The following is a 23610-nucleotide window of genomic DNA, read 5'->3' on the forward strand; positions in this document are numbered from 1 at the left end:
TCAGCATAGAAAGAAAAAATGGCCGCTCCTTCTTCTACAGTGCCAGATTACGCCGCCGCCATGGTCATGCAGCCTGTGGCTGCCTCCGAGTGGCTGATCATTCTGCCGGTCGCCGTCTGCATTGCCTTTGGCGCCATTTTGATGATGGTGCGCCACTCCACATGGCTGCATGCGCGTATTGCACTGACCGGTCTTGCGGTGCTCGTGGTTCTGGATGCAGCCCTGTTGTGGAAGGTCGCAACACAAGGGCCGTTCACCATGGTCATGGGGCGTTGGCTGCCGCCATTTGGCATTGCATTTACCGCTGATTTGACGGGTGCACTGTTGGCCTTTGTCGCGGCGCTGTCGGCGTTTGCCTGCGGCCTTTATTCCCTGTCGGATATGGATGAAAACCGTAAGCGGTACGGTTTCTATCCATTTTTGATGTTGCTGATGGCCGGTGTAAGCGGCGCATTCCTCACCGGTGATATCTTCAACCTCTATGTTTGGTTTGAAGTGCTGCTGATTTCGTCCTTTGGCCTGCTGGTGCTGGGGTCGGAAAGAGAGCAGATCGACGGTGCGCTCAAATATGCGGTTCTCAACCTCATAGGCACAACCCTGTTCCTGATCACTGTCGGTTACCTTTACGCCATCTTCGGCACGCTCAATATGGCTGACATTGTGCTGAAGGCCGGTGATCTACGGGGTACTGCTCCGATGATGACGCTGGCCTGCCTGTTTACCTTGGCCTTTGCGATGAAGGCGGCAGCGTTCCCGGTCAATTTCTGGCTGCCTGCATCCTACCACACGCCCAAGATCGTGGTTGCGGCATTGTTCGGCGGTTTGCTGACGAAGGTCGGCGTCTACTCTTTGCTGCGGGTCATGGTCATGCTGTTTCCGGTAGAGCGCGAAGAACTGAGCTTTGTGATCGCCATCGTCGCAGCCCTCACCATGATCCTCGGTGCACTTGGCGCTCTGGCACAAAATGATATCAGGCGCATGCTGGGCTACGTTGTGGTGTCCGGTATTGGTTACATCATGGCAGGTGTCGCCATCGGCACCACAGCCGGTATCAGCGGCGCAATATTTTATGCTGTCCAGTCCGTGCTGCTGATGACGGCGCTCTATCTGGTGGCAGGTGTTGCCGCCCGCATTGGCGGTGGCTGGTTGCTCTCTGAACTAGGCGGCCTCTACAAAACCGCTCCTCTGTTCTCCGGCATGGCGCTGGCACTGTTCTTTGCCGGGGCAGGGCTGCCGCCCTTCATCGGCTTCTGGCCAAAGGCCATGCTGGTCAAGTCTGCAATTGATATCGGCGCGTGGTGGCTGGCAGCTTCGCTGCTGGTGGCCGGTTTCATCATCACGCTGACCTTAGGCCGTGTCTATCTTCTGGCCTTCTGGCGCCCACAGGTGAAGCAGGTTGGCACACAGACTGCTGTCACAATCCAGCCAGGTTTTTCGATTGCGGTTACTGCTATCGCCGGCCTTGCACTACTTGTGACGATTGGCGGCGTATTTCCGGAAACCGTCTTTAACCTCAGCCAGCTGGCAGCAGAAGGGCTGGTGGATCCATCGGCCTATATACGATCTGTCTTTCCAGAGGGGAGCGTAAGATGACCCTGCTTATCGTCAATGTTCTCTTTGTTGTCGTCTGGGTTGCCATTACCGGCAGCGCGACGCTTCTCAATATCGGTTTCGGCTTTCTTCTGTCAGCATTTGCGCTTTGGTTGATCCGTGATCAGGTGGGCGGACGCAGTTACTGGATCCGTATTGGCCGTATAGCGTCGTTGATCGGACTGTTCTTCAAGGAGCTGATGCTGTCGGCATGGACTGTCGCCGTGATGGTGGTGAAACCACGCCTTGACCTGCAGCCCGGCATTTTTGCCTTTCCCCTGACTGTGACCAGTGACTTTGAGATAACCTTGCTCGCCAACCTTATTACGCTGACACCGGGCACCCTGTCGGTGGATGTGTCGGAAGACAGGCGTTTCCTTTACGTGCACGCCGTGGATTGCTCGAATATCGAGGCAACGAAGCGGGATATTGCCAATGGCTTTGAGCGCAAGATCATGGAGGCCTTTCGATGAGCGCCGTATCCCTGATCGTATCATGGGCAACTGTTGCTGCCCTCGTCATTCTCTCGCTGTCATTTCTGCTGACCGTCTACCGCGTCATAAAGGGGCCAACACTTCCGGACAGGATTGTTGCCCTTGATATGCTCGTTGGTATTGTGATCGGCTTTATCGCGGTCATCGCCATCAAGACGGGTTTCACGCTCTACATCGATATCGCGATAGCCCTCGGTCTTGTCGGGTTCCTGGCAACCGTTGCTTTTGCCCGCTTCGTGTTGTCACGCGCGCCGAGCAACAACGGCGTTACCGCCAAAGCGGCACGACCGCAGGAAAAACTACAACGAAAAAAAGCATCGAAAAGGAAGAAGTAATGGAGTTGATCATCGCGCTCATAACCGCGTTTCTGATGCTGTCCGGTGCGCTGTTTGCGCTGGTGGCAGCCATTGGCGTCAACCGCTTCCCGGACCTCTATACACGCATGCACGCCGCCTCAAAGGCGGGTACGATCGGCTCTGGTTTGCTGCTATTGGCGGTAGGAATTCATTCTGTCGATATTTCAATTTTGGCGCGAACCATAGCCGGTTTCTTTTTCTTTATATTGACGGCACCGATATCTGCGCATTTGCTTGCCAGAGCTGCCCATATCGCAGGTTACAAGCTTTGTGATGTGTCTGTTATTGATGAATTGAAGATAACCGAAAGTTGAAAATCTGAATATTATCCAGATCTCCAGCTATATATTACCAAATCATAAGGTTCTCTAACGTCAAGATAGAATTTTCTTGAGGAATACGTAAATTATAAGAAATCAGTAGCTTAAATTAGTATGAAATTATAATTGGACTTTTTTTGAAACGGTGTTATTCGATTTCCCATTAAGTTTCTGATGCTGGTTTTCCTGCCGCGCAACATGCTTTGTGATCATTGAGACTACGTGATCAGTGCTCTCCTAAATGAGCATATGCTTTGTGCGGCGCCGTTGAATGGCCAGTAACAGACGATGTTTGCTTTGTCTGCTGGAAGCCATTTGGGGGTGGTTTCGTAACATGTTCACAAACATGGAAGGGCAGGATCAAACGTTGCCGTACCGGAACGAATTGATAGGAGATACTTATATGACTGAAACCGCATACGGTAGTGCACATGATCTGCTGGTTGAACTAACCGCTGACATTGTTGCTGCCTATGTCAGCAATCATGTTGTTCCGGTTGCAGAACTGCCAAGCCTCATTTCTGATGTGCATTCCGCCTTGAGTGGTACAACAGCCCCAGCCCCTTCTGTAATTGCTGCCGAGAAACAGAAACCTGCCATCTCGGTCAGAAAGTCGGTTCAGGACGATCAGATCATCTGCCTCGAATGCGGCGGTTCCTTCAAGTCACTGAAGCGCCACCTGACAACCCATCACAACATGACGCCGGAAGACTACCGCGAAAAGTGGGAACTGCCGGTTGATTATCCGATGGTTGCCCCAGCCTATGCCGAAGCACGTTCGCGCCTCGCCAAGGAAATGGGTCTTGGCCAGCGTCGCAAGGCTTCGCGCTAATCGCTTTCAAGTTTGCAGTGCTTCGGCCACGTTCGAGGTCGCGACTTTAAACTGGCAATAATAAGCAGTTTTGAAAACCGGCCCTTAGAGGCCGGTTTTCTTTTGCGCGGATTTTTTGTGTATAAAGAGGAAAAAAATCACATTTATTTCATTGTTCGATACGCAGTCCTCGCGGCAATATCTCTTTTTCGACAGACTGAAATTATGTGAAGATGCTGTTTTATAATGATTAAATAATGGTTCACTGAAGGTCTGTTTGTGGTCACTCCGCAAGGTCGCTGGGGGGATGTACAAAAGTGATATGATAATTTCCCCTTGCATGCAGCGCATGACATGAATTAATTCCTATTCATGAAGGGAGTTCGTTCATGCCAGGGGATACACAAAGGAAAGATATCCAGCCACAACAAGGCCAGAAGAACCCGGCCGCACCGATGGTGATGTGCGGCGGATTGCCATTTCCCACCCGCCGCGTCTGCCGTATCGTCAGGCAGTTGACCAGCGAATTGGTGGTACTTGCGGGGGAGCGTACCTTGGTGCGCAGTGACCGGCGCCGAGCGGCCTGCCACATCAGGCAGATTGCGATGTATGTATGCCATGTTGTGCTTGGCATATCTCTCAGTGACATCGGCATATCCTTTGGCAAGGACAGGACAACAGTCGGTTATGCCTGCAATGTTGTAGAGGACAGGCGCGACGACCCCGGTTTCGACGAGTTCGTTTCTGTCCTTGAGCGTATTACGGCCTCAGTCTTCAGCAAGGCCGACATCTGAAACGGTTCGCCATGTCGCGGTGAACGAAGATAGACGACACAAAAAAGGCGCGACCACAATCGCGCCTTTGTGGGTAGAACGGTAGAACCATGTCCAGGATGAAACCAGTCCGAAGGACTTGACCGCCAACTGGATTATTATTGCAGGCGCAGCCGTGCCTCTTCCCTGATGCGATTGATCATCGAGCGCAGGCCATTGGCGCGCTGGGAAGACAGGTGCTCAACCAGACCGATTTTGTCGAAGACTTGGATGGCATCCAGCTGCGTGATTTCGGAGGCATGTTTGCCCGAATAGACGGCAAGCACGATAGCAACCAGCCCGCGCACGATATGAGCGTCAGAATCGCCCTCAAACGTCATCACAGGGTCTTTGTCGGCATCTGCATGTGTTACGAGCCAAACTTGGCTGGCACAGCCCTGAACCTTGTTATGGGCGTTCTTGTGCTCGTCGGCCAGGTCAGGCAGTTCCTTGCCCAACTCGATCACGTAACGATAGCGATCCTCCCAATCATCGAGAAAGGCAAAGTCGTCCATCATTTTGTCGAGAGAGGTCATCACACTATCCATTTAACTACTTGCCGCCATATAGGCGAAAATCGTGGTGATTAGAACCGCAAAGCAAAGAAAAAGCCCTGCCGGATTTTCACCGGGCAGGGCGTGACCAAATTCTCAGTCCAGTTCAGGCAGTCCGGCGGCAGACGATGGCTATCAACTGTCCGCAAGGTGTATGTGCCGAAGGAGTGGTCATCTTCGGCAGGAATTTCAGATGGCGAGGGCAGCGGCGAATTCAGAGGATATTAAAGGGCAGGGCGCTTTTGCGGAACGGGCACGAAACCCTCAGATGTCGCCTTGTCGCCATTCTGAGGGAATTCAACGCTGATGCTTGGCGTACCGGTCGAGGCGGTGGTCAACTCAGCGGTGGCCTTGTCTTCGTTGACACCAATCTGGGTGTCGAGAAATTCATAGGCAACCTTGGCGCCGTCACGGGCACGTCCGGCCAGTGCATGGAATGTCTCTGCACCTTGTTCACAAACTTCAGGTTTCTCCGTGCAGATTGCGCTGACATAACGGTAGGCTTCACTGGCAGCCGAAACTGCACCTGCGACATTCATCGGTGTCGAGGTCTGCGATTCGTTCTGCGCGGCGCCAAAATAGGATAGCGCCACCAGCACCAGCGAAAACCAGAATGTTCCTTTAATAAGAAACCACATTGTCAACTACCCTGTTTGTTGGCTTGCCTTTCAGGCCTGCCTTGTTTTGCAACGGTATTCCCGTATGCGAATGCCCTGTTTTTCGGGCTTGAGCAGAACCTACACACAACAGACCAACAGCCGTTTGAAATTTCCGGCGGTATTTTCATCAAATTTGATTCAAATTTTATCTTTTTTCCTTTTCCGGCATGCCGTCCTAAGCAATTGGATCTAATTTAAACGATGATGTTAAGCATAATTGCGGCAGCGCGGCCCTAATGCACCGCAAACCTTGGGTTCTCTTCGCCACAATGATTAACAGCATTTGGAAAATTGAGCAAAATCCGTCGCTTACCCGTCATTAACCATGATTGGCAAAGTCGCTGTGAAATGTTCCGAAATGAGATTTCAGGCCCTTTTGCTGCCCCATCTGACCCATGTCTTTATCCTTTCTTTAAGTGCCAAGACCTATTCTCCGGCCTCGAGAAGACCGTTTTAGGGTTTTGGTGTGCAAGTATTGAGTAACATTGCTGATAGAGCGGTTGCAGGCATTGATCATGTCGCAAGCACGTGGCTTGCGCGCATGGAAGAAGATGCCGTGCAGCGGACCGCCAGAGTGCCGGTGCTGCGCCGGTTCATGGCTTTCAGCCTATGTGCACTGTTCGTCGTGCCGACCATTTTGAGCCTGTTTGTAAGTCCAGCAATTGCGCTTCCAGCAGGGGCGGCGATCGTGTTGGCAAGCTTCCTTATTGTCATTGCCGTATATCTGGGTGTGCGCCGTCCGGTATCCTCCGCTGCAACTGTGGCCAACCAGCCGGTCAAGCTGGATGCGCTTGCTGCCTATGTTCCTGGCGTGGTTATTTTTTTTGACGAGCTGGGCATGGTGCAAAATGTTGCCGGTCGCGACATCGACGCCTTTCCAAAGAGCGTCAAGGATTGCGCCGGCTATATGTTTGCCGAGCGTATTCATGTGACGGACCGTATTGCCTTTGCACAGGCGCTGGATTGCCTGCGCCAGGGTGCGGAGCAGTCGTCTGTCGAGCTGCGTTTCGAACAATCGTCTCTTAGCCGTGGTGTCGATCAGTTCCTGCATACCCGCATGGATTTGACGGCGGTTCGCGAGCCGAGTGGTGAACTTCTGCGGGTCATTGGCCAGCTGCGTGATACGACCGAAAAGGAAGTTTTGCGCGGTGAAGTGGCACGCAAGGTCGCCGAGGCCGAATCGGCTAATGACGCCAAGTCGCGTTTTCTGGCCGCCGTCAGCCATGAGCTGCGCACGCCGCTCAATGCCGTCCTTGGTTTTTCAGATATCCTTGCAGGTGAATATTTCGGCAAGTTCGAAAATGATCGCCAGCGCGAATATGTTGCGCTGATCCGCCAGTCCGGTGCGCATCTCCTGTCTGTGGTCAACACCATGCTGGACATGAGCAAGTTGGAAGCCGGTCGTTACGAGCTACTGATGGAGCCGTTCAACATAGGCGAATCGATTTCGACCTGCGAAGCCATGCTTGGTCTGCAGGCCAAGGAAAAGGGCGTCACTTTGACCAGCCGCGTCCAGCGCGATCTCGGTGATGTGGTTGCAGACCAGCGAGCAATCCAGCAGGTTCTCATCAACCTGACTGGCAACGCACTTAAATTTACCGATGCCGGTGGCGTCGTCAGCATGGATGCGGCCCGCGAGGGCAACACGCTGAAAATCTCTGTCAGCGATACCGGCATCGGTATTGCCGCTGACAAGATCGATTTGCTGGGCCAGCCCTTCATGCAGGTTCAGAACGAATATACCCGTCGCTATGAGGGCACGGGGCTTGGTCTTTCGCTGGTCAAGGGACTGGTTGGTCTGCATGGCGGTCGTTTCGCTATTGCCAGCCGTCCGGGTGAAGGAACAATTGTAACGGTTACATTGCCAATTGACGGTTCAGGCGCAATTGGCTGTGCACAGAATGATGAAACCGAGCGCATGGTCGAATTTCCGCCACGTCTTCGGCAGATCGCTTCTGTGGAAGTTATGAAAGAGGGAAGTGTAAATGGCACCGCGAAAGCGAAAATCGCCTGAGAGGAAACCAGCCCGCCGTGAGCCGGGTGTCGTTTCTCTGGCTATTGGCGCTGTGGGGCGCCAGGTGGGGTATCAACTCGGTCAACATCCGCGCCTTGTAGCGGGTGTCGCCGCCTTTACGATTGTCTTCGGTTTCGTGTCCGCCAACGCGCTCTGGTACCAGCCAGGTGTGCATCCGTCGCCGTTTCTCAGAACCCGTGACGAAGTCGATCCCAACGGCATTGCCGGCTATCGCGTTGCACAGCCACTCGATGCCACGGGCGATGTAACGACATTCCGTATCGAGCGCGCACCGGGTGAAGCAGGAGATCTGCAGGACGGTGGCCAGCCGCAGGACGGCGCACCGCAGGCCTCGACACAGGTCTCCGATGGTCAACCATCCCAGGTGCCTTCGCAACTCGTAGCCGAGATCCAGCAGGAACTGGCCCGCCGCGGTCTCTACGATGGCAAAGCTGACGGCAAGATCGGTCCACGCACCACTGCGGCAATCTTGTTCTTTGAAGAAACCGTTGGCATGACGCAAACCGGTGAGCCGACCACGCGCGTTCTCGCTGCACTGAAAATCGATGGTTCGACCGTATCGGCAATTCCCAGAGATCGCCCGAACGAGAGCGCCGGCAATCAGGGTGTCGCGATTGACCCCGTCGCAGCGGCAATCCGCAAATCGGAAAATGCCAAGCCGTCACCGGTCAATGCGACGGCGCAGAATGCCGCGATCAAGCCGGTCAATAATGAGCTTGTTGCCAAGATCCAGCAGGGTCTGGTCAACATCGCCTATGCCAATGTGACCGTGGATGGCATGCTTGGGCAGCAGACCCGCACGGCGATCCGCCACTTTGAAAAACATTACCGCCTGCCTGAAACAGGCGAACCAAGCGATGCGGTATTGAAGAAGCTGAAGGATATCGGCGCCCTTTAACAGGGCCGCCTCTCCATTCAAGCAGGAAACCCTGAATGCGGTTGAAATCGGATATCTTTGTCGCCGCGCTCATTCGGCGGGTATTTGCCACTGGTGATTTCGCAGCCGTTGAAAAACGCGGTGCGGAAGAGGCGGGTGCGATCTTTATCCGCCAGCGATTTCGTGATGGCTCCGAAACGCTCTTTGGCCCGGCGCCACAGGTGTTCTCTGACAGTGAGGAAAGCGACGCAGGGCGCCGCTTCGAGGTACGTCTGCGGCGGCAGGATGCAGCGGCGGTTGCCGCTGTCATCGAGAAGGAGAGTCGCTTTGACAGCGATCTCTGGCTGGTGGAAATTGAAACGGAAAACGCCAGTGACCTGTTTACAGTCGTGAACGGCGATATCTGAGAAACATGCTGACTGGTCGTGTCAGCCAAACCGCTTCTGCTTGTCCGCATCCTTGGGCTGGAACGTATAGCTGTCGGCACGGCGCCAGCTTTCGATACGTTGTTCACAGGCAATCGCGTCAAGCTTGTACAAGATGCCTTCAGCCCGGCTGATGTCACCAGTCTTCTGGCTAAGATGCGGATAGAAGCCCTGTAGTACGAATATCGCGTCTGACGCGTTCATACCCAGCCCCTTGAGGGTTGTTGCCAACTGCACGCCGGAAATATCCAGCATGATGCGCTCTGCAAGCCAGTGGCTGGCCGAAAGTGTGTTTGCAAGGGCGGCAGAAAACTGCCGGGCATCCCGCTCACGGGCAAAACGCACCAGCAAGGCTTCCTGAATGTCGCTCAGGCGGCGAAGACCCAGCACATCGTCGGATGGACGGCTGACCTGCCGAGCCATGGTCTTGATCTGCTGGCGAAGTTCTTCCTCACGCGACGGATTGCTTGGCGGTACATCGATGATTTCGGAAGGCACAGGTGCGGCCTGAACGGCCTGCGCGTCCGCTGCCTTTGCCGTTTCCACGGGCTGCGAGGCGGACTGCGAATGGCCAATGCCGACCAGGGCATCTATGACGGTTGGCGAGAGAGATTCTCTGCGCACAATGGCGCGCGCGTGGGCACGCCCTTGCGTCCGGGCAATGGTGATCAGCGTTTCGTCATTGAGAGATTTCGAAGAAATCAGAAACGGTGCGGAAATCGAAATCGGCTGGCTGGCAATAAAAAATGCCACCGGTGCCGGAATGTCGGGATGTTGAGACAGGGCTGCAATGGCCTGGCGCCGTGCCTCATCGGTCGAAGCGGCAAACAAAGGCATGAAAAGCTCTGCAAACTGGCGCAATTCCGACTTCGATGGATGTGCAAGTGTCTCGAAGCTTGTGACCGTAGCCATCAGCACGACATCTTTCTTCCGCATGGCCGTAGGCCTTTCAAGTTCTCGAAACCGGTCGTCCAAAGCGCACCCAATACAACTTACGCAAACGCAATATTGTGTAGATTTAGAACAAATGCGTTGACGTCCTGTTAACTATGGGGGGCTGTGTGCCAAGTTTTTCAGCGAGCATGAAAGTTGCTGTGGAAAATTGCGGAAAAATCAGGGAGGGCAGCAAATGGCGAACAAAGCGCAGCATCTGAAAATGCGGAACCCGCACCATAGTTTTGCTATGAAATGCGGGCCCTAACCGTCGTCATGACGGCTGAATCCTATAGAGAACACTGAACCTTATTCCGTCAAACGCTGATAAACGGATTTCGCCCCCAAATTTTGGGGTGTCAAAAAATGGCGTGAGAAAAAACTATTTCATTACAACGGCATAAATCGCCTAAATCTTGGGTTGTTCAAATTAGGGCCCGTGGTTGTAAGATTAATAAAATCTTGTTGATCTACTACGAGATTTTAGGGGCCGGCCTGTGGATATTCGCACAGTTGCGTCCAAATTAGCATTAACTATCTGTTAACCATAATGTGGCTTGATCGCATACTATGCAGTGGTTCGAATACCGAGTGTAGAAGGCGTTTTAAATGTCAGTGTGACCGCAGATAATGAGCCTGACTTGCCGCCTTCTTCATAATGTTGACTCAAGTGCCCATGAGTGTGCCAAAGGTCAATGAATGATGCAGCGAAGGAGAGGAGCATGGCAGACATTATCAAACTGGACAGTGCGAATGATCGCTCTTTCCATGGTGTGAAAGCGAAAAACAGCCCAGCCATCAACGGCCCGGCGCAAATCCTGTTTTTCACTGGCGTGCGTTATGAACGCCGCACGACGGAACCGGAAACGCCGGCACCCACAACGACCAACGGTCGCCCTGTACAGCCAGGAAAAGCCGCCAAATCCTGATGGGCCGCATCAGTTAACATGCAGGTAGCGGGTCAATATCCGCTAGGTGCCATTATTGCCATTGAAATGGCTCGCATTTCGCCTGATCCAGAAATGTCTCGGCTTCCTGAACGAAGCTGCTCTGCGGTGTCATTGTCCGCAAAACCGCATATCCCTCTGTTTGAACAGATGATGTCAGAATGGCCTGTGCCAGTGCTGCAGGCTGCGCTTTGCGAATTGTTGAAAGCTGCACCGGTGTCGCCACCAGAATATCCATCACACCTTCGGCCGATGTGCGGTCATTCATGCTGAACACTTCGTTGGATGCGCTGTCGTAAATGGCTATAGACCAGAACGGGACATTGCCGAAGGCGGTCAACCGCAAGGGCATCTCTTCAATGTCAAAGGTGCAGACGGCCACCTTAATGAACGGATCGCCACTGCCAAGTGCTGCCTTGTCACGTGTATCCTTCAACAGATGAAACGTGTTCGCGGGCCCTTCGGCCAATGAGCGCGTGTAGGCATCACGATTGCTGAAATGCGGAACAGCCAGCACGATGATGAGGTGCAGTAGGGCCGCACCGATCAGGCCGGTAAAGATTGCCAGTGCGATCCTAAGCATTGCCACACCCCGTCCGGATAATGCTTGGCATGGTCAGATCGATAAGACCGGAACTGCCCGCCACCGGTGTATCGAGCAGTGTCAGCACCAGCTTGAACTCTCCGCTTGCGGGAATGGCCAGCCAGTTGAATGTCTGGGCGGTGGAGGCGACAGCGATATCGATATCACCTTCAGGACCGCGCAAAAGTGTCCGTGAATTCAGTGCCGCTGGCCGTCCGCTGCCGTCGTCCAGCAGATTGCCCTGCATATCGGCAGCGTAAAGCGTCCAGAAGCGGGCAGGTGGTGTCACGCCCTCGATATTGTATCGGCAGTCGCCGACCAGTCTGTTGCCTTGATTGTCGACTGTCGCGGTGAAGGCCAGGCCCTCGGCGGTGCCGTACAGCAACTTGCCAGCGTCTGCGCGGTGAGATTTGGCATAGGGATCGGCATTGACTGTCTGGGCTTCCGGGAAGGCGTCCCACTGGCCGATCCGGATGGAACCGAAACCGGAGGTCGCTTCCAGCGCCGCTAATGTCGAGACAATACCGCCACCAAAAGCGATGACCAGCATGATGGCGACAAGAAAGGGAACCCTTAGCACTTGTATATTTCCTGTTCCGAACCGCGCCATGGTTTACCGCGAGTATAAAGTCAGTCTGCGGAGGCTGTGAGCCTGTCTGGTTTACCTGCCTCAGACCGCCAGCCTTGTGTCGTTTGCTTCTCGGGCAAAACCGGTGCCGGTATGCCCCTGCAAATGTTAGAGCGCCGCCGTGTTTTCAAAACACATCAAGGGCATTCTAACCTATTGAATCTGCATATCGTGCTTGCCGAGCATCGTGCTCGTCCCCGCTCCGATGCATTAGAGGGGTATCACTGATTCCCGATTTGGGAAATGCAGAGTTTGTGTCATGCCCCGCTTTGGTTCAATTCTGCTCTTTGGTTGAAGTGGATGGAGTGTCGATACCCGCGACCTTTTGCACCGATAGCGACAGTGCAGGTGCATCCTTGAAGCGCTTGCTCATGTCACGAATGATGCGAGTTGCTTCGGTCGAAAGCGAACGGGGACGCACGAATACCGGCATGTTTTCTGTCGCACTGGCCACATTGGCAGACCCTGCTGCCGGTTCCGGACGCGAGCCCGACGGAAGGGGGTTCTGAATGCCGGGGATCGGGCGGAGCTCCATACCCTGATGGGCATAATCCATCAGGCGCTTGAATGTCATCGCAGGCAAGGCACCGCCGGTCATGTTGTTCATCGGAGAGAAATCGTCATTACCAAACCATACGGCGGTGGTGTAGTTGCCAGTAAAGCCGACATACCAGGCGTCGCGGTAGGACTGCGATGTGCCGGTCTTGCCGCCGCTGACAATGCCGTTGTCCAACGCGCCACGGCGGGCGGTACCATTGACCGGGATAGTTACCAGCATGCGGTTCATTTTGGAGTTGGCTTCTTCGCTCAAGACGCGGCGGGCAGGTGGTTCGTCGCGTTCGAAATCGTAGAGCACATTGCCTTCGTAATCGAGTACCTGTTCAATGCCATGGCGACGCGACTGCATGCCGTCTGCCGGGAAAACCGCGTAACCGGTGGCCTGATCAAGAACGGTCACTTCCGATGTGCCAAGCGGAATGGTCTTGTCTTCGCGCAGCGGGGTCATCACACCCATCGCCTTTGCCGTATCGACAATGACCTTGGTGCCGAGCACGTCCTTGGCGAGGCGTACCGGTACGGTGTTGTAGGACTTGGCCAGAGCGGTTTCCAGCGTCACCTTGCCGGCGTAAGAGCGGCCATAATTCTGTGGCGACCAGCCGCGCCAGGTCACAGGCGCATCGGAAATCAACGTCTCCGGCTTGTAACCCTTTTCCATTGTGGCGGCATAGGTATAGACCTTGAAGGACGAACCGGGCTGGCGAAGCGCATTGGTGGCCCGGTTGAACTGGCTTTCGCCATAGTCACGACCGCCGACCATGGCACGCACGGCGCCACCGTTTTCGATCATCACCATTGCACCCTGTTTGACACGGTAGCCTTCGCCATATTCGCGAAGACTGGATTCCATCGACTGCTCGGCGACACTTTGCAATCCGGTATCAACCGTGGTGCGTACCACGACAGTGTGATCCTTGAATTTGCCGGATGCCGAAAGTTTCTGCACCTCGTCGAAGGCCCAGTCGAGGAAGTAGTCGGGGGTCTTGACCTCGGCACGGTCGATTACCGTTGCCGGGTTGCGGCGCGCACCAATAACCTGACCTTCAGTCATCAGGCCGCCTTGAACAAGGTTGGACAGAACCTGGTTGGCACGCGCGCGTGCCGCAGGCAGGTTGGCATGCGGGGCGTATTTCGCCGGTGCCTTGAACAGGCCGGCCAGCATGGCGGATTCCGCCAGTGTGACGTCGCTCAGGTTCTTCCCGAAGTAGAACTGCGAGGCCGCTGCCGCACCAAAGGTGCCGCCGCCCATATAGGCGCGGTCAAGATAGAGGCTGAGGATTTCTTTTTTCGACATGTTGGCTTCAAGCCAAAGGGCGAGGAAAGCTTCCTTGACCTTGCGTTCCAGCGACCGCTCATTGGTCAAAAACAGGTTCTTGGCCAACTGCTGGGTCAGCGTTGAACCGCCTTGGACAACGCCGCCTGCGCGGGCGTTTTCGCTCATGGCACGGGCAAGACCTATAAAGTCGATACCGAAATGTTCAAAGAAGCGACGGTCTTCCGTTGCCAGAACCGCCTTGATGAAATGGTCGGGCAGTTCATCAATTGGCACTGAGTCTTCATGGATAATGCCACGATGGCCAATTGTATTGCCGTAACGGTCCAAAAATGTAACGGCGAAGTCGCCACGATATCGCCAGTCTTTTTTGGTTTCTTCAAAGGCAGGCATGGCAAGCGTCAGCAACAGCACGGAACCGGCGGCTCCAAGCGTCAGCGCATTGCCTGTGAGGTTGATAAGATGTTTTTTCCAACCCTCGACATGGAATTTCCGCGAAAAGATTGTTACTTCTTCCCAGAGGTCAACGAGGCGGAACCCGGCGGTCCACAAGCTGGAATCGATCCATGAATCGATTCGCAAGAGAATGTGGCGCTTGCGTTTGAGCGGTTTATTTATGTTCTTGTCTTCCTGCACGTCGCGACCATGTCCTGTTCGGGTCTGAAAGGAATGCTTGACGCATTGAGCTTGCGCGGGTCATTCCTCTGCATCGGCCCCTGTAGATAAGAAATACCGCATATCTCGATGCTTGACGAGGTGGCAAAATCCGGCGATGGCGCGCGATGATGAAATGGAATGATGAATAATGAGTGACCTTCCGTTCTGGAAAACGAAATCGCTGGAGGAAATGACGACACAGGAGTGGGAAAGCCTCTGTGACGGCTGCGGCCTGTGCTGTCTTAACAAGCTGGAAGACTGGGACACCGGCGACGTGGTATTCACCTCCGTGCGATGTCAGTTGCTGGATGGCCATTCCTGCCAGTGCAGCGATTACCCCAATCGTCGCGCAACGGTGCCAGAATGCATCCAGCTGACCCCGGAACTGGTAGATGAAATCGGTTGGCTGCCTCCGACCTGCGGTTACCGGCTGGTGCGTGACGGAGACGACCTCTACTGGTGGCATCCGCTGGTGTCTGGAGACAAGGAAACTGTTCACATTGCCGGTATTTCGGCACGTGACCGCACCGTGAGCGAACTTGACGTCGACGTGGATGATTTCGAGGATCATGTGGTCGACTGGCCGCTTCGGGTGGGAGAAAACGCGCCTGTGCGCCCCTGACACCAAAAACAAGGGCAAGGGGATCAGTGAAACCGTCATTGATCTCTACCGTGCGCACGCCGCGGAGTTCGATCAGTCGCGCGGCAAAGACATGCGGGAAGCGCCGTGGTTTGATCGCTTCCTGTCTCTCATGCCTGCCTCATCGCATACTCTTGATATCGGCTGTGGTTCGGGCGAACCTATAGCGCGCTATTGCATCGAGCGCGGTTGCGCTCTGACCGGTATTGATGCGTCCGAAGAATTGATTGCGTTGTGCCGCTCGCGTTTTCCAGAGCACTGCTGGCACGTAGAAGATATGCGTCAGCTTGATATAGACAAGCAATTTGATGGCCTGATTGCTTGGCACAGCTTTTTCCACCTGACGCCGGATGACCAGCGCTTTATGTTTCCGCGTTTTGCCAGCCACGCAAAATCCGGCGCCGCACTGATCTTTACCTCGGGGCCGACCGCTGGCGAGGTGATTGGTGAGTGGCAGGGCAGGCCGCTTTATCACGCCAGCCTTTCTGCAGAAGAGTATCGCCAGCTACTACATGACAACGGATTTCGAGTGCTGCATCACAGGGTGGAAGATCCGCAATGCGGCGGCGCAACCGTGTGGCTGGCACAGAAAAACTGATACGCACCATCCTCTATCACCACACCCTTCGACAACTGAGCGCGGCAAGCGCATCCATTAAGCGGCTATTTTTATTGAGATTTACGCCAGAGCTGGCAGTGTTTTGCCACGCTTCAATAAAAAACAACACCGTCCCTTGACCTTACCATGATGGGAAGCCCTACATAGGGTTCAGCAAAAGACGATCGCGCCGACAAGCGCCGTTTTGATTATGAAATCCATCTGACATCCGGTGGATTTCAAAAAGGGGTGTCCCATGAACGAGACCATTAAACATATCCACACCGCTGAGCCGGTTTCTGTTCCCGTTGAAGGTATGACATGCGCTTCCTGCGTGCGCCGGGTGGAAACAGCCGCCGCGAAGGTGCCGGGCGTTGCAGCCAGCTCCGTCAACTTTGCCACCAAGAAACTGACCGTTGAACCTGGCGACGGTTTTTCGGCCAAGGCACTGGCCGCTGCCGTGAAAAAAATGGGCTATGAGGTAACCCCGAACCATCTTGAGCTGAATTTCGAAGGATTGAACAATCCTCAGGAAGCCGAACGTCTTAAATCAGTGCTGGAAGCGGTTGCGACCGTGGTCAATGTTCACGTCGATGCTGAACAGGGCGCTGCCCATATCGAGACGATTGGCGGGCGTCACGAGCGCGACACTCTGTTGCAAACGGCCAATGCGGCCGGTTTCAAAACAAAGGTATCGGGTACGGCACATCATGCCCATGCGGGCCACGCACATGCTGGCCATACCAGTGATACGTCGGGTGATCACCCCTCCCATGGTGGCCATTACCACATGCACCATGTTGGCAGCGAGGCGACCTTAAAGCGTGACCTGTTGATTGGTGGCGCGCTGACGTTGCCGCTGTTTATTCTCGAAATGACTGGCCATATCTACGAGCCTTTTCATCACTGGCTGATGGGCGTCATTGAAACGCAGACGCTGTATTATATCTATTTTGCGCTGGCGACAGTGGTCATCTTTGGCCCCGGCTGGCGTTTCCTGAAGGCGGGCATTCCGGCATTGTTGCATGGCGCGCCGGAGATGAACTCGCTGGTGTCGTTGGGTGTCCTCGCTGCCTATGCCTATTCGGTGTTTGTGACCTTTGCGCCTGATCTGCTGCCCTACGAGGCGCAGTTCGTTTATTACGAGGCGGCCACCGTTATCGTGGTGCTCATTCTGACGGGGCGCTTGCTGGAGGCACGTGCCAGCGGCAAAACCGGCGATGCCATTCGTAAACTTGCCAGCCTGCAAGCCAAAACCGCACGTGTTGAACGTGAAGGTCAGGAAATTGAGATTTCTCCTGATGACGTGGTGCTGGGTGATGTCATCATCATTCGCCCTGGCGAGCGTATTGCCGTTGATGGTGAGGTGGTTGAGGGCACTTCCTTCGTGGACGAATCGATGATTTCGGGCGAACCGGTGCCGGTTGAAAAAACAGTCGGCGCAGCGGTGATCGGCGGCACGATCAACAAGACAGGCGGTTTCAAGTTCAAGGCGACCAAGGTTGGCGGCGATACCATGCTGGCGCAAATCATCCGCATGGTTGAAGAGGCCCAGGGTTCCAAACTGCCAATCCAGTTGCTGGTCGACCGGGTCACGGCCTTGTTCGTGCCAGTGATCATCGCCATTGCCATCATCACCTTCTTTGTCTGGCTGACCTTTGGTCCGTCACCGGCCTACACCCACGCTCTGGTCAATGCCGTGGCGGTGCTGATCATTGCTTGCCCATGCGCCATGGGCCTGGCAACCCCGACATCCATCATGGTTGGAACCGGCAGGGCAGCTGAGCTTGGTGTGCTGTTCCGCAAGGGGGATGCCCTGCAAGCCTTGCGTTCTGCCGAAATCGTCGTTGTCGACAAGACCGGTACCGTGACCAAGGGAAGCCCGGAACTGACCGATCTTGTCGTCGCGGAAGGGTTTGCCGATAACGAGGTGCTGGCTTTGGTTGCCGCCGTAGAGGCGCGCTCCGAGCATCCGATTGCAGAGGCGATCGTCAAGGCTGCCAAAGACCGGGATTTGGGTGTCGTAGAAGCTGCACAGAGTTTTGAGAGCGTAACGGGTTACGGCATTGCGGCAACAGTCTCCGGCCGCAAGGTTGAGGTCGGTGCTGATCGTTTCATGAAAAAGCTCGGGCTTGCCGTTGACGTGTTTACGGAGGTTGCCAACCGTCTGGGCGACGAGGGCAAGAGCCCGCTTTACGCGGCAGTCGATGGCCAATTGGCTGCGATCATTGCCGTTGCCGATCCGCTGAAGGCAACCAGTGTCACTGCCATCAGGGCGCTGCAGGATATGGGCGTTGAGGTTGTCATGGTGACCGGCGACAATGAGCGCACCGCCAAAGCGATTGCCCGCCAGGTTGGCATTACCCGTGTCGTGGCGGAAGTGTTGCCAGAGGGCAAGGTCAAGGCCATCCATGATCTTCGTCAGGGCGGTAAGACGCTTGCCTTTGTTGGTGATGGCATCAATGACGCTCCAGCCCTTGCCGAGGCCGATATCGGCCTTGCCATTGGCACGGGTACAGACGTTGCAATCGAAAGTGCCGATGTGGTGCTGGTGGGTGGTGACCTGACCGGCGTGGTCAATGCCATTGAAATGAGCCGCGCGACCATTCGCAACATCAAGGAAAACCTGTTCTGGGCCTTTGGGTACAACGTTGCGCTGGTGCCGGTGGCTGCCGGTGTACTTTACCCGTCCTTTGGCATTCTATTGTCACCAATGCTCGGCGCGGGCGCCATGGCGCTCTCCAGTGTCTTCGTGGTGGCCAATGCGCTGCGACTGAAAACCGTCAGGGTTTCGCACCATGACATGTCTCAACAGGGAACCCATGCCGCATGAATATCGGACAAGCTTCATTAGCCTCCGGCGTCTCTGCCAAGATGATCCGTTATTATGAGCAGATCGGCCTCATCCATCCGGCAGAGCGAACAGGTAATAATTACCGCGTGTATGGCGAGCAGGATATTCACAACTTGCGCTTCATCAAGCGGTCGAGAACGCTCGGCTTTTCACTGGAGGAGACCGAAACGCTGCTAAAACTCTGGCAGGACAAGAGCCGCGAAAGCAGTGCCGTGAAGGAAATTGCGCTCTCGCATATCGCCGATCTTGAACACAAGATCGCAGAAATGAAAAGCATGGTGACGACCCTGTCACACCTTGCCCATTGCTGCGGTGGCGACCACAGGCCCGATTGCCCGATCCTCGATGATCTCGCGGGGTTTGACATGCTGCCATCCAACCCATCTCACCGTCATAAAAACTGAAACAGCATGAAAGGAAATATCATGAGCGATACGGTAACATTCCACGTGCCGGACATGACCTGCGGCCACTGTGAAAAGACCGTGCGTGGCGCGCTGGCAGATGTGCTGCCGGATGCAGTGGTCAGCGTCGATCTTTCGACACACAGCGTGTCTGTCACAGGAAATGCGCAGGCCGCAGAAGAGGCCATCCGCGAGGCTGGTTACAGCCCTGAAAAGGCAGCGTGACAGCCGCCCGTACCCTTCGCGTCGCCATCAATGACCTGTTGAAGACCAGACATTGATGGTGATGACGCCGGCCATGATGAGCGCAATACCGATAATCGCCGGCAGATCCAGCTTCTGGCCCATCAGAACCCAACCGATAATGGAGATCAGCACAATGCCGGTGCCGGACCAGATGGCATAAGCCACGCCGACAGGGATGGTTTTCAGCGTGATCGACAGGAAATAAAACGCCGCACCATAGCCGACCACCACAATGAGTGACGGTACCAATTGGCTAAAGCCATGCGACGCCTTTAGGGCAGCCGTGGCGATGACTTCCGAGACAATGGCAATGCCAAGTGCGAGATATGCGTTCATGCACACGCATCAAGCAGAAAAGCGAAATCTCGTCACGTGAATTTTCGATGATTTCAGGTCCATAAACGAGCCAACGACGGTAATGTGGCCCGATCAGGTGTCATTCTGGTATGCCGAGGAATTTGAAGGCAGGGCTTTCCTTGAACTCGCCGCTGGTTTCGCCAGAATAAGTGTGGTCCTGATCCGGTCCCAGATCGAGCTTCAGGACTTTGCCGGTGTTTTCCGCAAAATCCAGCTTCTTCAAATCGACCCAAAAAGTATTTGGAGTCAGTGCCGACTCGAAGAAATAAAGCTTGCGTTTGTGATCCGTCACCACCCGCCAACGGGTGGAGGATATATTGGGTTCTTCCGGCGTGTTGATGCCAAATGGCACCGATGCATTGCGGATCACGCTAAATACGCTGGCAAGTGCCCGGTTGGAATCTTCTTCCTTCGGAATGGCGTTCACGTAAAACGAGGCGCGGGCAAAACGGTCCGCCGCACGGTTGGTGCCTGGCAGCATCGTGGTGCCACCAATGCTCTTCCAATAGGCGTTGAGTGCCAGCTGTTGCTCGAACTGCGGAGAATTCGTCATGACCTGGTAATCACGGTTGTGATGAATGACCTGCTTGCCCTTGATATATTCGACAATGGCGCTGTCGCCGCTGGCGTCGGATATCGACAGGTGAAGCGTGGTCAGCCGGTTTTCGCCAGGCACGTTGTCGGTCACAACGGTGAAGGGTTCTTTTTCCAGTGCTTCGACAGCGTCTGCAACGGTGGCAAAGTTATCCAGCACATATTGCGCCCAGGCGGCGATTGTCAGCCCGGGCTTTTTTTTGTCGAGCACCGGGTATTCCGATTCCGCAAGCCACAGCAGGTTGGCGTTCAGACCCATTTCATTGATGCCATCGGTCGTGGAGACATCGTAGCCCGTGGCGACCACGCTGCCATATTTGGCTTTCCATTTTATGGAGTTGGGGCCGGTTTCACCTGTTCGTTCTATGCCGCGCGGCAGTACCCAAAGATTGGTCGCAACGTCATTTTTCCAGTCCATGGAGCGGGCAGTGATGATGTTGTCATTTGGACCGAGATAGACAACGCGTGTGCAGGCTTCGGCAGTGGTCTGAAGTGTGAAAACGCTGGCGAAGGCAAGGGCGACCAATGATTTTGAAACGTTAAGGCGTCTGGCTTTCATGGGAGATTTCCTCTGCTTGGAGCCTGGTATCAGGACATTCAAAAGCGCATGGAAAAACCGACGACAGGCCCGTGCTGCGTTACGTTCCAGCGGAACTTGTTGGCACCGGTAAAGTCGTCGCTTTCATAGTCCTGATGCAGCACGCGATATCCGGCCCGCAGGATCGTCGGTTTACCAAACAATGTGGTGCGATAACCGAGATAGGATTGTGCGTTGATGGTGAATTTCGATCCGACATCAAACCCGCCAACATCCACCGAGCTAAACAGGTTCCAGCGATCGGTAAGGTCGGCATTGACGCGCAGACCGATGAAGGGATCAACCCAGTCGGCACTTTTTTTGGCGCTCAGACCCAGAAAATGCACAGTACCTTCCAGCTTGGTCCAGCGAATGCCAGCGGTCGGTTCAATCGAAATGGTGCGTGGGCGGTTGAAAACAGTCTGCCCACCCAGTTCAGCCTCATAGGCCTTGAAAAAGGCACCGGCACTCAAGGAAGTGGTCTTGATACCAAGATCGAGTTCGTTGGCCAGCAACTGCTCGTCCTGACTGGTACGCACATGTTGCGCATCGAAATAGACGCCCCAAAGGCCATTGGTGATTTCGACATTGCCCATAACGACGAAGTCGAGATGTTTGAGAACATCTGAGAAGGGCACGTCAACATCAGTGTCGAAGCCGGCCAGTGAACCGTCACCGTTCAGACTGGCCGCCCAAGCATAAGGGCTGACTATCACGGCCCATTCGCGTTCAGGGGCCATGCGCTCTGCGTTGAAATCAGCGCCGAAAGCTGGAAAAGCAAGGGCTGATAGAGCCGCGACCGATATCAACGAACGAATGGAATGATACAAACTAGCGCCCCCGCCATTTACGCATCTGGCGAGGATAATAATCAGAAGTTATTGTCGCGCAATCTAATTCAATGCAGGGTGGATGAAATTTAGAAGACTACGGTTTGAGTGCCCAAACGGTTGCATGTTGTACAGAACCAGTAGGCGCGTGTAGCAATGCGGAACTGACGGGGGCAAAGCCGTCGATCCGTTTTGTGCCGACCCAGCGTCCTCTGTCGGCGAACACTTCAATCGAGCCGAAATCGAGGAAAATACGAAAGCGGGATGGTCTCGCATCCCGTGCCAAATAATGTGGGGATGGAGCACCATTTTTATCCTCATGGCGGATCCACAGACCGGTGTCATCGCACACGACGCCGAGGCGCAAGGTGGGGTGTTCAAGTTCCAGATCGAAGTGGCTACCGGCTTCCGATGTTTCGAAAAGCAGTTCGATGGCGCCGCTGAGAAATGTCACGCGTTCACCAGCCGCCAAACGGGTGCGGTCAAGGATATGACTGCGCAAGCTTTCTGCCGCACCAATCGGTGGGGTTAACAAGGCATCACCGGCAAGATGCAGTCGCCTTGGCAATGTCATGGCGGTGGGGAAATCGATTTCCGGGCTTGCATCACACCAGTTGGCCAACCAGCCGATACCAACGGCGATATCGCCATCCAGAAAGGCCTGAAACGCATAGTTATCGGTGCCAAAATCCAGTTCCTGACCGAAGGACTTGATGAAGGTTTTTCCGTCGAACCAGCCGACATCGGCCATGGTCAGGTTCTTGCGACCGGTCTGCGCATCCTCGCTGTGCATCAGGCCATAAATCAGTACCCAGCGCGTGGCACGCCCGGTCACCGGCCCATCCAGTGGCAACAGGCATGGACACTCGATGGCCGTTGTCTTGTAGCGGGTCTCGATCAGCAATTTACCGACATAGGTCCAGTCGGAAGCGGCGGTCGGATCCTGTGTTTCATAAAGCAGGATAACGCCGCCCTGATCGCTCTGGCTACCAAGGAGCATTTTCCAGATGCCATCCGGTCCCCTGAACACATAGGGGTCTCGAAAGTCGGGCGTCAGACCTTCATTGGCGGGGCGATTGGCGAGAATAACGTCGGCCTGTCCGGCCATGATCAGATCATGTGAAGTGGCGGTCAGCTGAATCTGCTGTTCAGGCTCGCGCCCCAACTCCTGCTCGGTGAAAAACACACGAATGCCCGGTCCTTCGGCAAGCGGAATGGTGGTGCCGGAAAATGCCCCGCCACGCTTGTCGGGTTTCGCGGCCAGCTCCTCGGATGGGAACAGGAAGATCGGCAGATGCCGCCAGCGGAGGTAATCGGATGAAACCGCGTGGCCCCAATGCATGGTATTCCAGTGAAGCCCGTGTGAATAATGCTGATAAAACAGGTGCGGTCGCCCTTCAAAACGACCAAAACCATTGGGGTCGTTCATCCAGCCGAACGGTGGGCGGAAATGATAGCTGCCTGATATGTCAGGTGCAGCGTTGTCGGGCTTGGTGTGAACCACGGTAATGCCGGTTTCCAGTACGTCGGAGGCAGTAAACCAGTAGATAACCGAAACGGCCGTTAGCGCCGTGTCATAGTTCAGTTCCACATGGCCGCCGCCGAAAATCTGGTAGATACGAAATGAATATTCGTCGGTATTGGAACTGGAAACTTCCGCAAATTTCCCATTGGCATTGGAAAAGGAAACGGCACCTGCCTCATCTTCTTTTTTGGCCTTCAGCCATATGTGGAATGTCGTGTTAACAGGAAGGTCGAGGTGGATGGTGCGAATGGCGCTCTCTGCTTCGATGGGCAAGGATGTGTCGTTCATTCGGCGTCCTTTCTCGTCTGTGTCTAACTTTAGACAACGAAACTAAGGCGCAAAAGTTCAGCAAGAAAAAGGCCACGTGGTTTCAAGGCGCACATATTGCCGCAACCACGACGCTATGTTTGCGGAACATTATAGATGTTTCATTAACTTAGAAGCTGAACTTATCGTGGAGATACAAGGGTTTA

At 54.7% G+C, this 23610-nt stretch carries 25 protein-coding genes; 15 read left to right on the plus strand and 10 right to left on the minus strand.

The genetic code is table 11. From position 1 onward, the window contains the following. Positions 1–18: 18 nt before the first annotated feature. The 6 genes from PYL13_RS05775 (at position 19) to PYL13_RS05800 (ending at position 4365) form a co-directional block, all read left to right on the plus strand. Positions 19–1593 (plus strand): Na+/H+ antiporter subunit D, encoded by a 1575-nt coding sequence (locus PYL13_RS05775; protein WP_275640724.1) that lies wholly within the window; start codon positions 19–21, stop codon positions 1591–1593. After that, complete coding sequence (locus PYL13_RS05780) at positions 1590–2063, plus strand: Na+/H+ antiporter subunit E (RefSeq protein WP_250983063.1); 474 nt, start codon at positions 1590–1592, stop codon at positions 2061–2063. Before PYL13_RS05775 ends, PYL13_RS05780 begins: the two co-directional genes overlap by 4 nt. Next, positions 2060–2419 (plus strand): cation:proton antiporter, encoded by a 360-nt coding sequence (locus PYL13_RS05785; RefSeq protein ID WP_275640725.1) that lies wholly within the window; start codon positions 2060–2062, stop codon positions 2417–2419. Before PYL13_RS05780 ends, PYL13_RS05785 begins: the two co-directional genes overlap by 4 nt. Then, complete coding sequence (gene mnhG / locus PYL13_RS05790; protein ID WP_192487302.1) at positions 2419–2754, plus strand: monovalent cation/H(+) antiporter subunit G; 336 nt, start codon at positions 2419–2421, stop codon at positions 2752–2754. The genes PYL13_RS05785 and mnhG overlap by 1 nt, the downstream gene beginning before the upstream one ends. Before the next feature lie 409 nt (positions 2755–3163). Then, positions 3164–3592: a MucR family transcriptional regulator gene (locus PYL13_RS05795; protein WP_192487303.1), complete on the plus strand. Its 429-nt coding sequence runs from the start codon at positions 3164–3166 to the stop codon at positions 3590–3592. A 434-nt stretch (positions 3593–4026) separates the two neighbouring features. After that, positions 4027–4365 carry a helix-turn-helix domain-containing protein gene (locus PYL13_RS05800; protein ID WP_405049395.1) on the plus strand — a complete coding sequence of 113 codons (339 nt, stop codon included), beginning with the start codon at positions 4027–4029 and terminating at the stop codon, positions 4363–4365. 137 nt (positions 4366–4502) lie between these two features. Here PYL13_RS05800 and PYL13_RS05805 read toward each other — a convergent pair whose 3' ends face one another. Both PYL13_RS05805 and PYL13_RS05810 read right to left on the minus strand, forming a co-directional pair. Beyond that, positions 4503–4919 carry a SufE family protein gene (locus PYL13_RS05805; protein ID WP_275640726.1) on the minus strand — a complete coding sequence of 139 codons (417 nt, stop codon included), beginning with the start codon at positions 4917–4919 and terminating at the stop codon, positions 4503–4505. A gap of 242 nt (positions 4920–5161) precedes the next feature. Then, entirely contained in the window at positions 5162–5575 is a 414-nt protein-coding gene (locus PYL13_RS05810; RefSeq protein ID WP_192487305.1) for a DUF5330 domain-containing protein, read from the minus strand. 505 nt (positions 5576–6080) lie between these two features. Here PYL13_RS05810 and PYL13_RS05815 point away from each other — a divergent pair. The 3 genes from PYL13_RS05815 to PYL13_RS05825 are packed head-to-tail and all read left to right on the plus strand — an operon-like array spanning position 6081 to position 8915. Next, on the plus strand, positions 6081–7610 hold the full coding sequence (locus tag PYL13_RS05815; RefSeq protein WP_275641376.1) for a sensor histidine kinase: 1530 nt from the start codon (positions 6081–6083) through the stop codon (positions 7608–7610). Further along, complete coding sequence (locus PYL13_RS05820; RefSeq protein ID WP_275640727.1) at positions 7582–8529, plus strand: peptidoglycan-binding domain-containing protein; 948 nt, start codon at positions 7582–7584, stop codon at positions 8527–8529. The genes PYL13_RS05815 and PYL13_RS05820 overlap by 29 nt, the downstream gene beginning before the upstream one ends. Before the next feature lie 35 nt (positions 8530–8564). After that, positions 8565–8915, plus strand: a complete 351-nt coding sequence (locus tag PYL13_RS05825; protein WP_250983056.1) for a DUF1491 family protein — start codon at positions 8565–8567, stop codon at positions 8913–8915. A gap of 21 nt (positions 8916–8936) precedes the next feature. Here PYL13_RS05825 and PYL13_RS05830 read toward each other — a convergent pair whose 3' ends face one another. Then, positions 8937–9869, minus strand: coding sequence for a DUF2336 domain-containing protein (locus PYL13_RS05830; RefSeq protein ID WP_250983055.1), 933 nt, complete (start codon positions 9867–9869; stop codon positions 8937–8939). A 719-nt stretch (positions 9870–10588) separates the two neighbouring features. Here PYL13_RS05830 and PYL13_RS05835 point away from each other — a divergent pair. Next, positions 10589–10795: a hypothetical protein gene (locus tag PYL13_RS05835; protein WP_250983054.1), complete on the plus strand. Its 207-nt coding sequence runs from the start codon at positions 10589–10591 to the stop codon at positions 10793–10795. A gap of 52 nt (positions 10796–10847) precedes the next feature. Here PYL13_RS05835 and PYL13_RS05840 read toward each other — a convergent pair whose 3' ends face one another. The 3 genes from PYL13_RS05840 to PYL13_RS05850 all read right to left on the minus strand — a co-directional run bounded on the left by PYL13_RS05840 (position 10848) and on the right by PYL13_RS05850 (position 14491). Next, positions 10848–11396 (minus strand): DUF1254 domain-containing protein, encoded by a 549-nt coding sequence (locus PYL13_RS05840; protein ID WP_275640728.1) that lies wholly within the window; start codon positions 11394–11396, stop codon positions 10848–10850. Continuing rightward, a complete protein-coding gene (locus PYL13_RS05845; protein WP_275640729.1) occupies positions 11389–11976 on the minus strand; it encodes a DUF1214 domain-containing protein in 588 nt (195 codons plus the stop codon). The genes PYL13_RS05840 and PYL13_RS05845 overlap by 8 nt, the downstream gene beginning before the upstream one ends. Before the next feature lie 322 nt (positions 11977–12298). After that, positions 12299–14491 (minus strand): transglycosylase domain-containing protein, encoded by a 2193-nt coding sequence (locus PYL13_RS05850; protein WP_275640730.1) that lies wholly within the window; start codon positions 14489–14491, stop codon positions 12299–12301. A 169-nt stretch (positions 14492–14660) separates the two neighbouring features. Between PYL13_RS05850 and PYL13_RS05855 the strand changes: the two genes are divergently transcribed. The 5 genes from PYL13_RS05855 to PYL13_RS05875 all read left to right on the plus strand — a co-directional run bounded on the left by PYL13_RS05855 (position 14661) and on the right by PYL13_RS05875 (position 19233). Next, on the plus strand, positions 14661–15134 hold the full coding sequence (locus PYL13_RS05855; RefSeq protein ID WP_275640731.1) for a YcgN family cysteine cluster protein: 474 nt from the start codon (positions 14661–14663) through the stop codon (positions 15132–15134). Continuing rightward, complete coding sequence (locus PYL13_RS05860; RefSeq protein WP_275640732.1) at positions 15082–15750, plus strand: class I SAM-dependent DNA methyltransferase; 669 nt, start codon at positions 15082–15084, stop codon at positions 15748–15750. The genes PYL13_RS05855 and PYL13_RS05860 overlap by 53 nt, the downstream gene beginning before the upstream one ends. Positions 15751–16006: 256 nt before the next feature. Next, positions 16007–18583 (plus strand): heavy metal translocating P-type ATPase, encoded by a 2577-nt coding sequence (locus PYL13_RS05865; RefSeq protein WP_275640733.1) that lies wholly within the window; start codon positions 16007–16009, stop codon positions 18581–18583. After that, positions 18580–19008, plus strand: a complete 429-nt coding sequence (gene cueR / locus PYL13_RS05870) for a Cu(I)-responsive transcriptional regulator (protein ID WP_259145549.1) — start codon at positions 18580–18582, stop codon at positions 19006–19008. The genes PYL13_RS05865 and cueR overlap by 4 nt, the downstream gene beginning before the upstream one ends. Positions 19009–19029: 21 nt before the next feature. Next, positions 19030–19233 carry a heavy-metal-associated domain-containing protein gene (locus tag PYL13_RS05875; protein ID WP_250983047.1) on the plus strand — a complete coding sequence of 68 codons (204 nt, stop codon included), beginning with the start codon at positions 19030–19032 and terminating at the stop codon, positions 19231–19233. 27 nt (positions 19234–19260) lie between these two features. On the opposite strand, the gene PYL13_RS05880 is transcribed toward PYL13_RS05875, so the two are convergent. The 4 genes from PYL13_RS05880 to PYL13_RS05895 form a co-directional block, all read right to left on the minus strand. Beyond that, positions 19261–19590, minus strand: a complete 330-nt coding sequence (locus PYL13_RS05880) for a DMT family transporter (protein WP_192487316.1) — start codon at positions 19588–19590, stop codon at positions 19261–19263. 100 nt (positions 19591–19690) lie between these two features. Then, complete coding sequence (locus tag PYL13_RS05885; protein ID WP_275640734.1) at positions 19691–20764, minus strand: linear amide C-N hydrolase; 1074 nt, start codon at positions 20762–20764, stop codon at positions 19691–19693. A gap of 38 nt (positions 20765–20802) precedes the next feature. Next, positions 20803–21522 carry a hypothetical protein gene (locus tag PYL13_RS05890; RefSeq protein ID WP_275640735.1) on the minus strand — a complete coding sequence of 240 codons (720 nt, stop codon included), beginning with the start codon at positions 21520–21522 and terminating at the stop codon, positions 20803–20805. Positions 21523–21709: 187 nt separating this feature from the next. Continuing rightward, on the minus strand, positions 21710–23425 hold the full coding sequence (locus PYL13_RS05895; protein WP_275640736.1) for a glycoside hydrolase family 32 protein: 1716 nt from the start codon (positions 23423–23425) through the stop codon (positions 21710–21712). Positions 23426–23610 lie beyond the last annotated feature (185 nt).

The sequence above is a fragment of the Agrobacterium sp. Azo12 genome, assembly GCF_029193765.2.
Taxonomy (GTDB): Bacteria; Pseudomonadota; Alphaproteobacteria; order Rhizobiales; family Rhizobiaceae; genus Agrobacterium.

Bases quoted from the DNA above. Each gene is read 5' to 3' on its own strand.
- PYL13_RS05775 (WP_275640724.1), top strand. From the start codon at position 19: ATGGCCGCTCCTTCTTCTACAGTGCCAGATTACGCCGCCGCCATGGTC.
- PYL13_RS05780 (WP_250983063.1), top strand. From the start codon at position 1,590: ATGACCCTGCTTATCGTCAATGTTCTCTTTGTTGTCGTCTGGGTTGCC.
- PYL13_RS05855 (WP_275640731.1), top strand. From the start codon at position 14,661: ATGAGTGACCTTCCGTTCTGGAAAACGAAATCGCTGGAGGAAATGACG.
- PYL13_RS05805 (WP_275640726.1), bottom strand. From the start codon at position 4,919: ATGACCTCTCTCGACAAAATGATGGACGACTTTGCCTTTCTCGATGAT.
- PYL13_RS05880 (WP_192487316.1), bottom strand. From the start codon at position 19,590: ATGAACGCATATCTCGCACTTGGCATTGCCATTGTCTCGGAAGTCATC.
- PYL13_RS05875 (WP_250983047.1), top strand. From the start codon at position 19,030: ATGAGCGATACGGTAACATTCCACGTGCCGGACATGACCTGCGGCCAC.
- PYL13_RS05865 (WP_275640733.1), top strand. From the start codon at position 16,007: ATGAACGAGACCATTAAACATATCCACACCGCTGAGCCGGTTTCTGTT.
- PYL13_RS05885 (WP_275640734.1), bottom strand. From the start codon at position 20,764: ATGAAAGCCAGACGCCTTAACGTTTCAAAATCATTGGTCGCCCTTGCC.
- PYL13_RS05835 (WP_250983054.1), top strand. From the start codon at position 10,589: ATGGCAGACATTATCAAACTGGACAGTGCGAATGATCGCTCTTTCCAT.
- PYL13_RS05825 (WP_250983056.1), top strand. From the start codon at position 8,565: ATGCGGTTGAAATCGGATATCTTTGTCGCCGCGCTCATTCGGCGGGTA.
- PYL13_RS05840 (WP_275640728.1), bottom strand. From the start codon at position 11,396: ATGCTTAGGATCGCACTGGCAATCTTTACCGGCCTGATCGGTGCGGCC.
- PYL13_RS05795 (WP_192487303.1), top strand. From the start codon at position 3,164: ATGACTGAAACCGCATACGGTAGTGCACATGATCTGCTGGTTGAACTA.
- PYL13_RS05820 (WP_275640727.1), top strand. From the start codon at position 7,582: ATGGCACCGCGAAAGCGAAAATCGCCTGAGAGGAAACCAGCCCGCCGT.
- PYL13_RS05785 (WP_275640725.1), top strand. From the start codon at position 2,060: ATGAGCGCCGTATCCCTGATCGTATCATGGGCAACTGTTGCTGCCCTC.
- PYL13_RS05800 (WP_405049395.1), top strand. From the start codon at position 4,027: ATGGTGATGTGCGGCGGATTGCCATTTCCCACCCGCCGCGTCTGCCGT.
- cueR (WP_259145549.1), top strand. From the start codon at position 18,580: ATGAATATCGGACAAGCTTCATTAGCCTCCGGCGTCTCTGCCAAGATG.
- PYL13_RS05890 (WP_275640735.1), bottom strand. From the start codon at position 21,522: ATGGCCCCTGAACGCGAATGGGCCGTGATAGTCAGCCCTTATGCTTGG.
- PYL13_RS05810 (WP_192487305.1), bottom strand. From the start codon at position 5,575: ATGTGGTTTCTTATTAAAGGAACATTCTGGTTTTCGCTGGTGCTGGTG.
- mnhG (WP_192487302.1), top strand. From the start codon at position 2,419: ATGGAGTTGATCATCGCGCTCATAACCGCGTTTCTGATGCTGTCCGGT.
- PYL13_RS05895 (WP_275640736.1), bottom strand. From the start codon at position 23,425: ATGAACGACACATCCTTGCCCATCGAAGCAGAGAGCGCCATTCGCACC.
- PYL13_RS05830 (WP_250983055.1), bottom strand. From the start codon at position 9,869: ATGCGGAAGAAAGATGTCGTGCTGATGGCTACGGTCACAAGCTTCGAG.
- PYL13_RS05860 (WP_275640732.1), top strand. From the start codon at position 15,082: ATGTGGTCGACTGGCCGCTTCGGGTGGGAGAAAACGCGCCTGTGCGCC.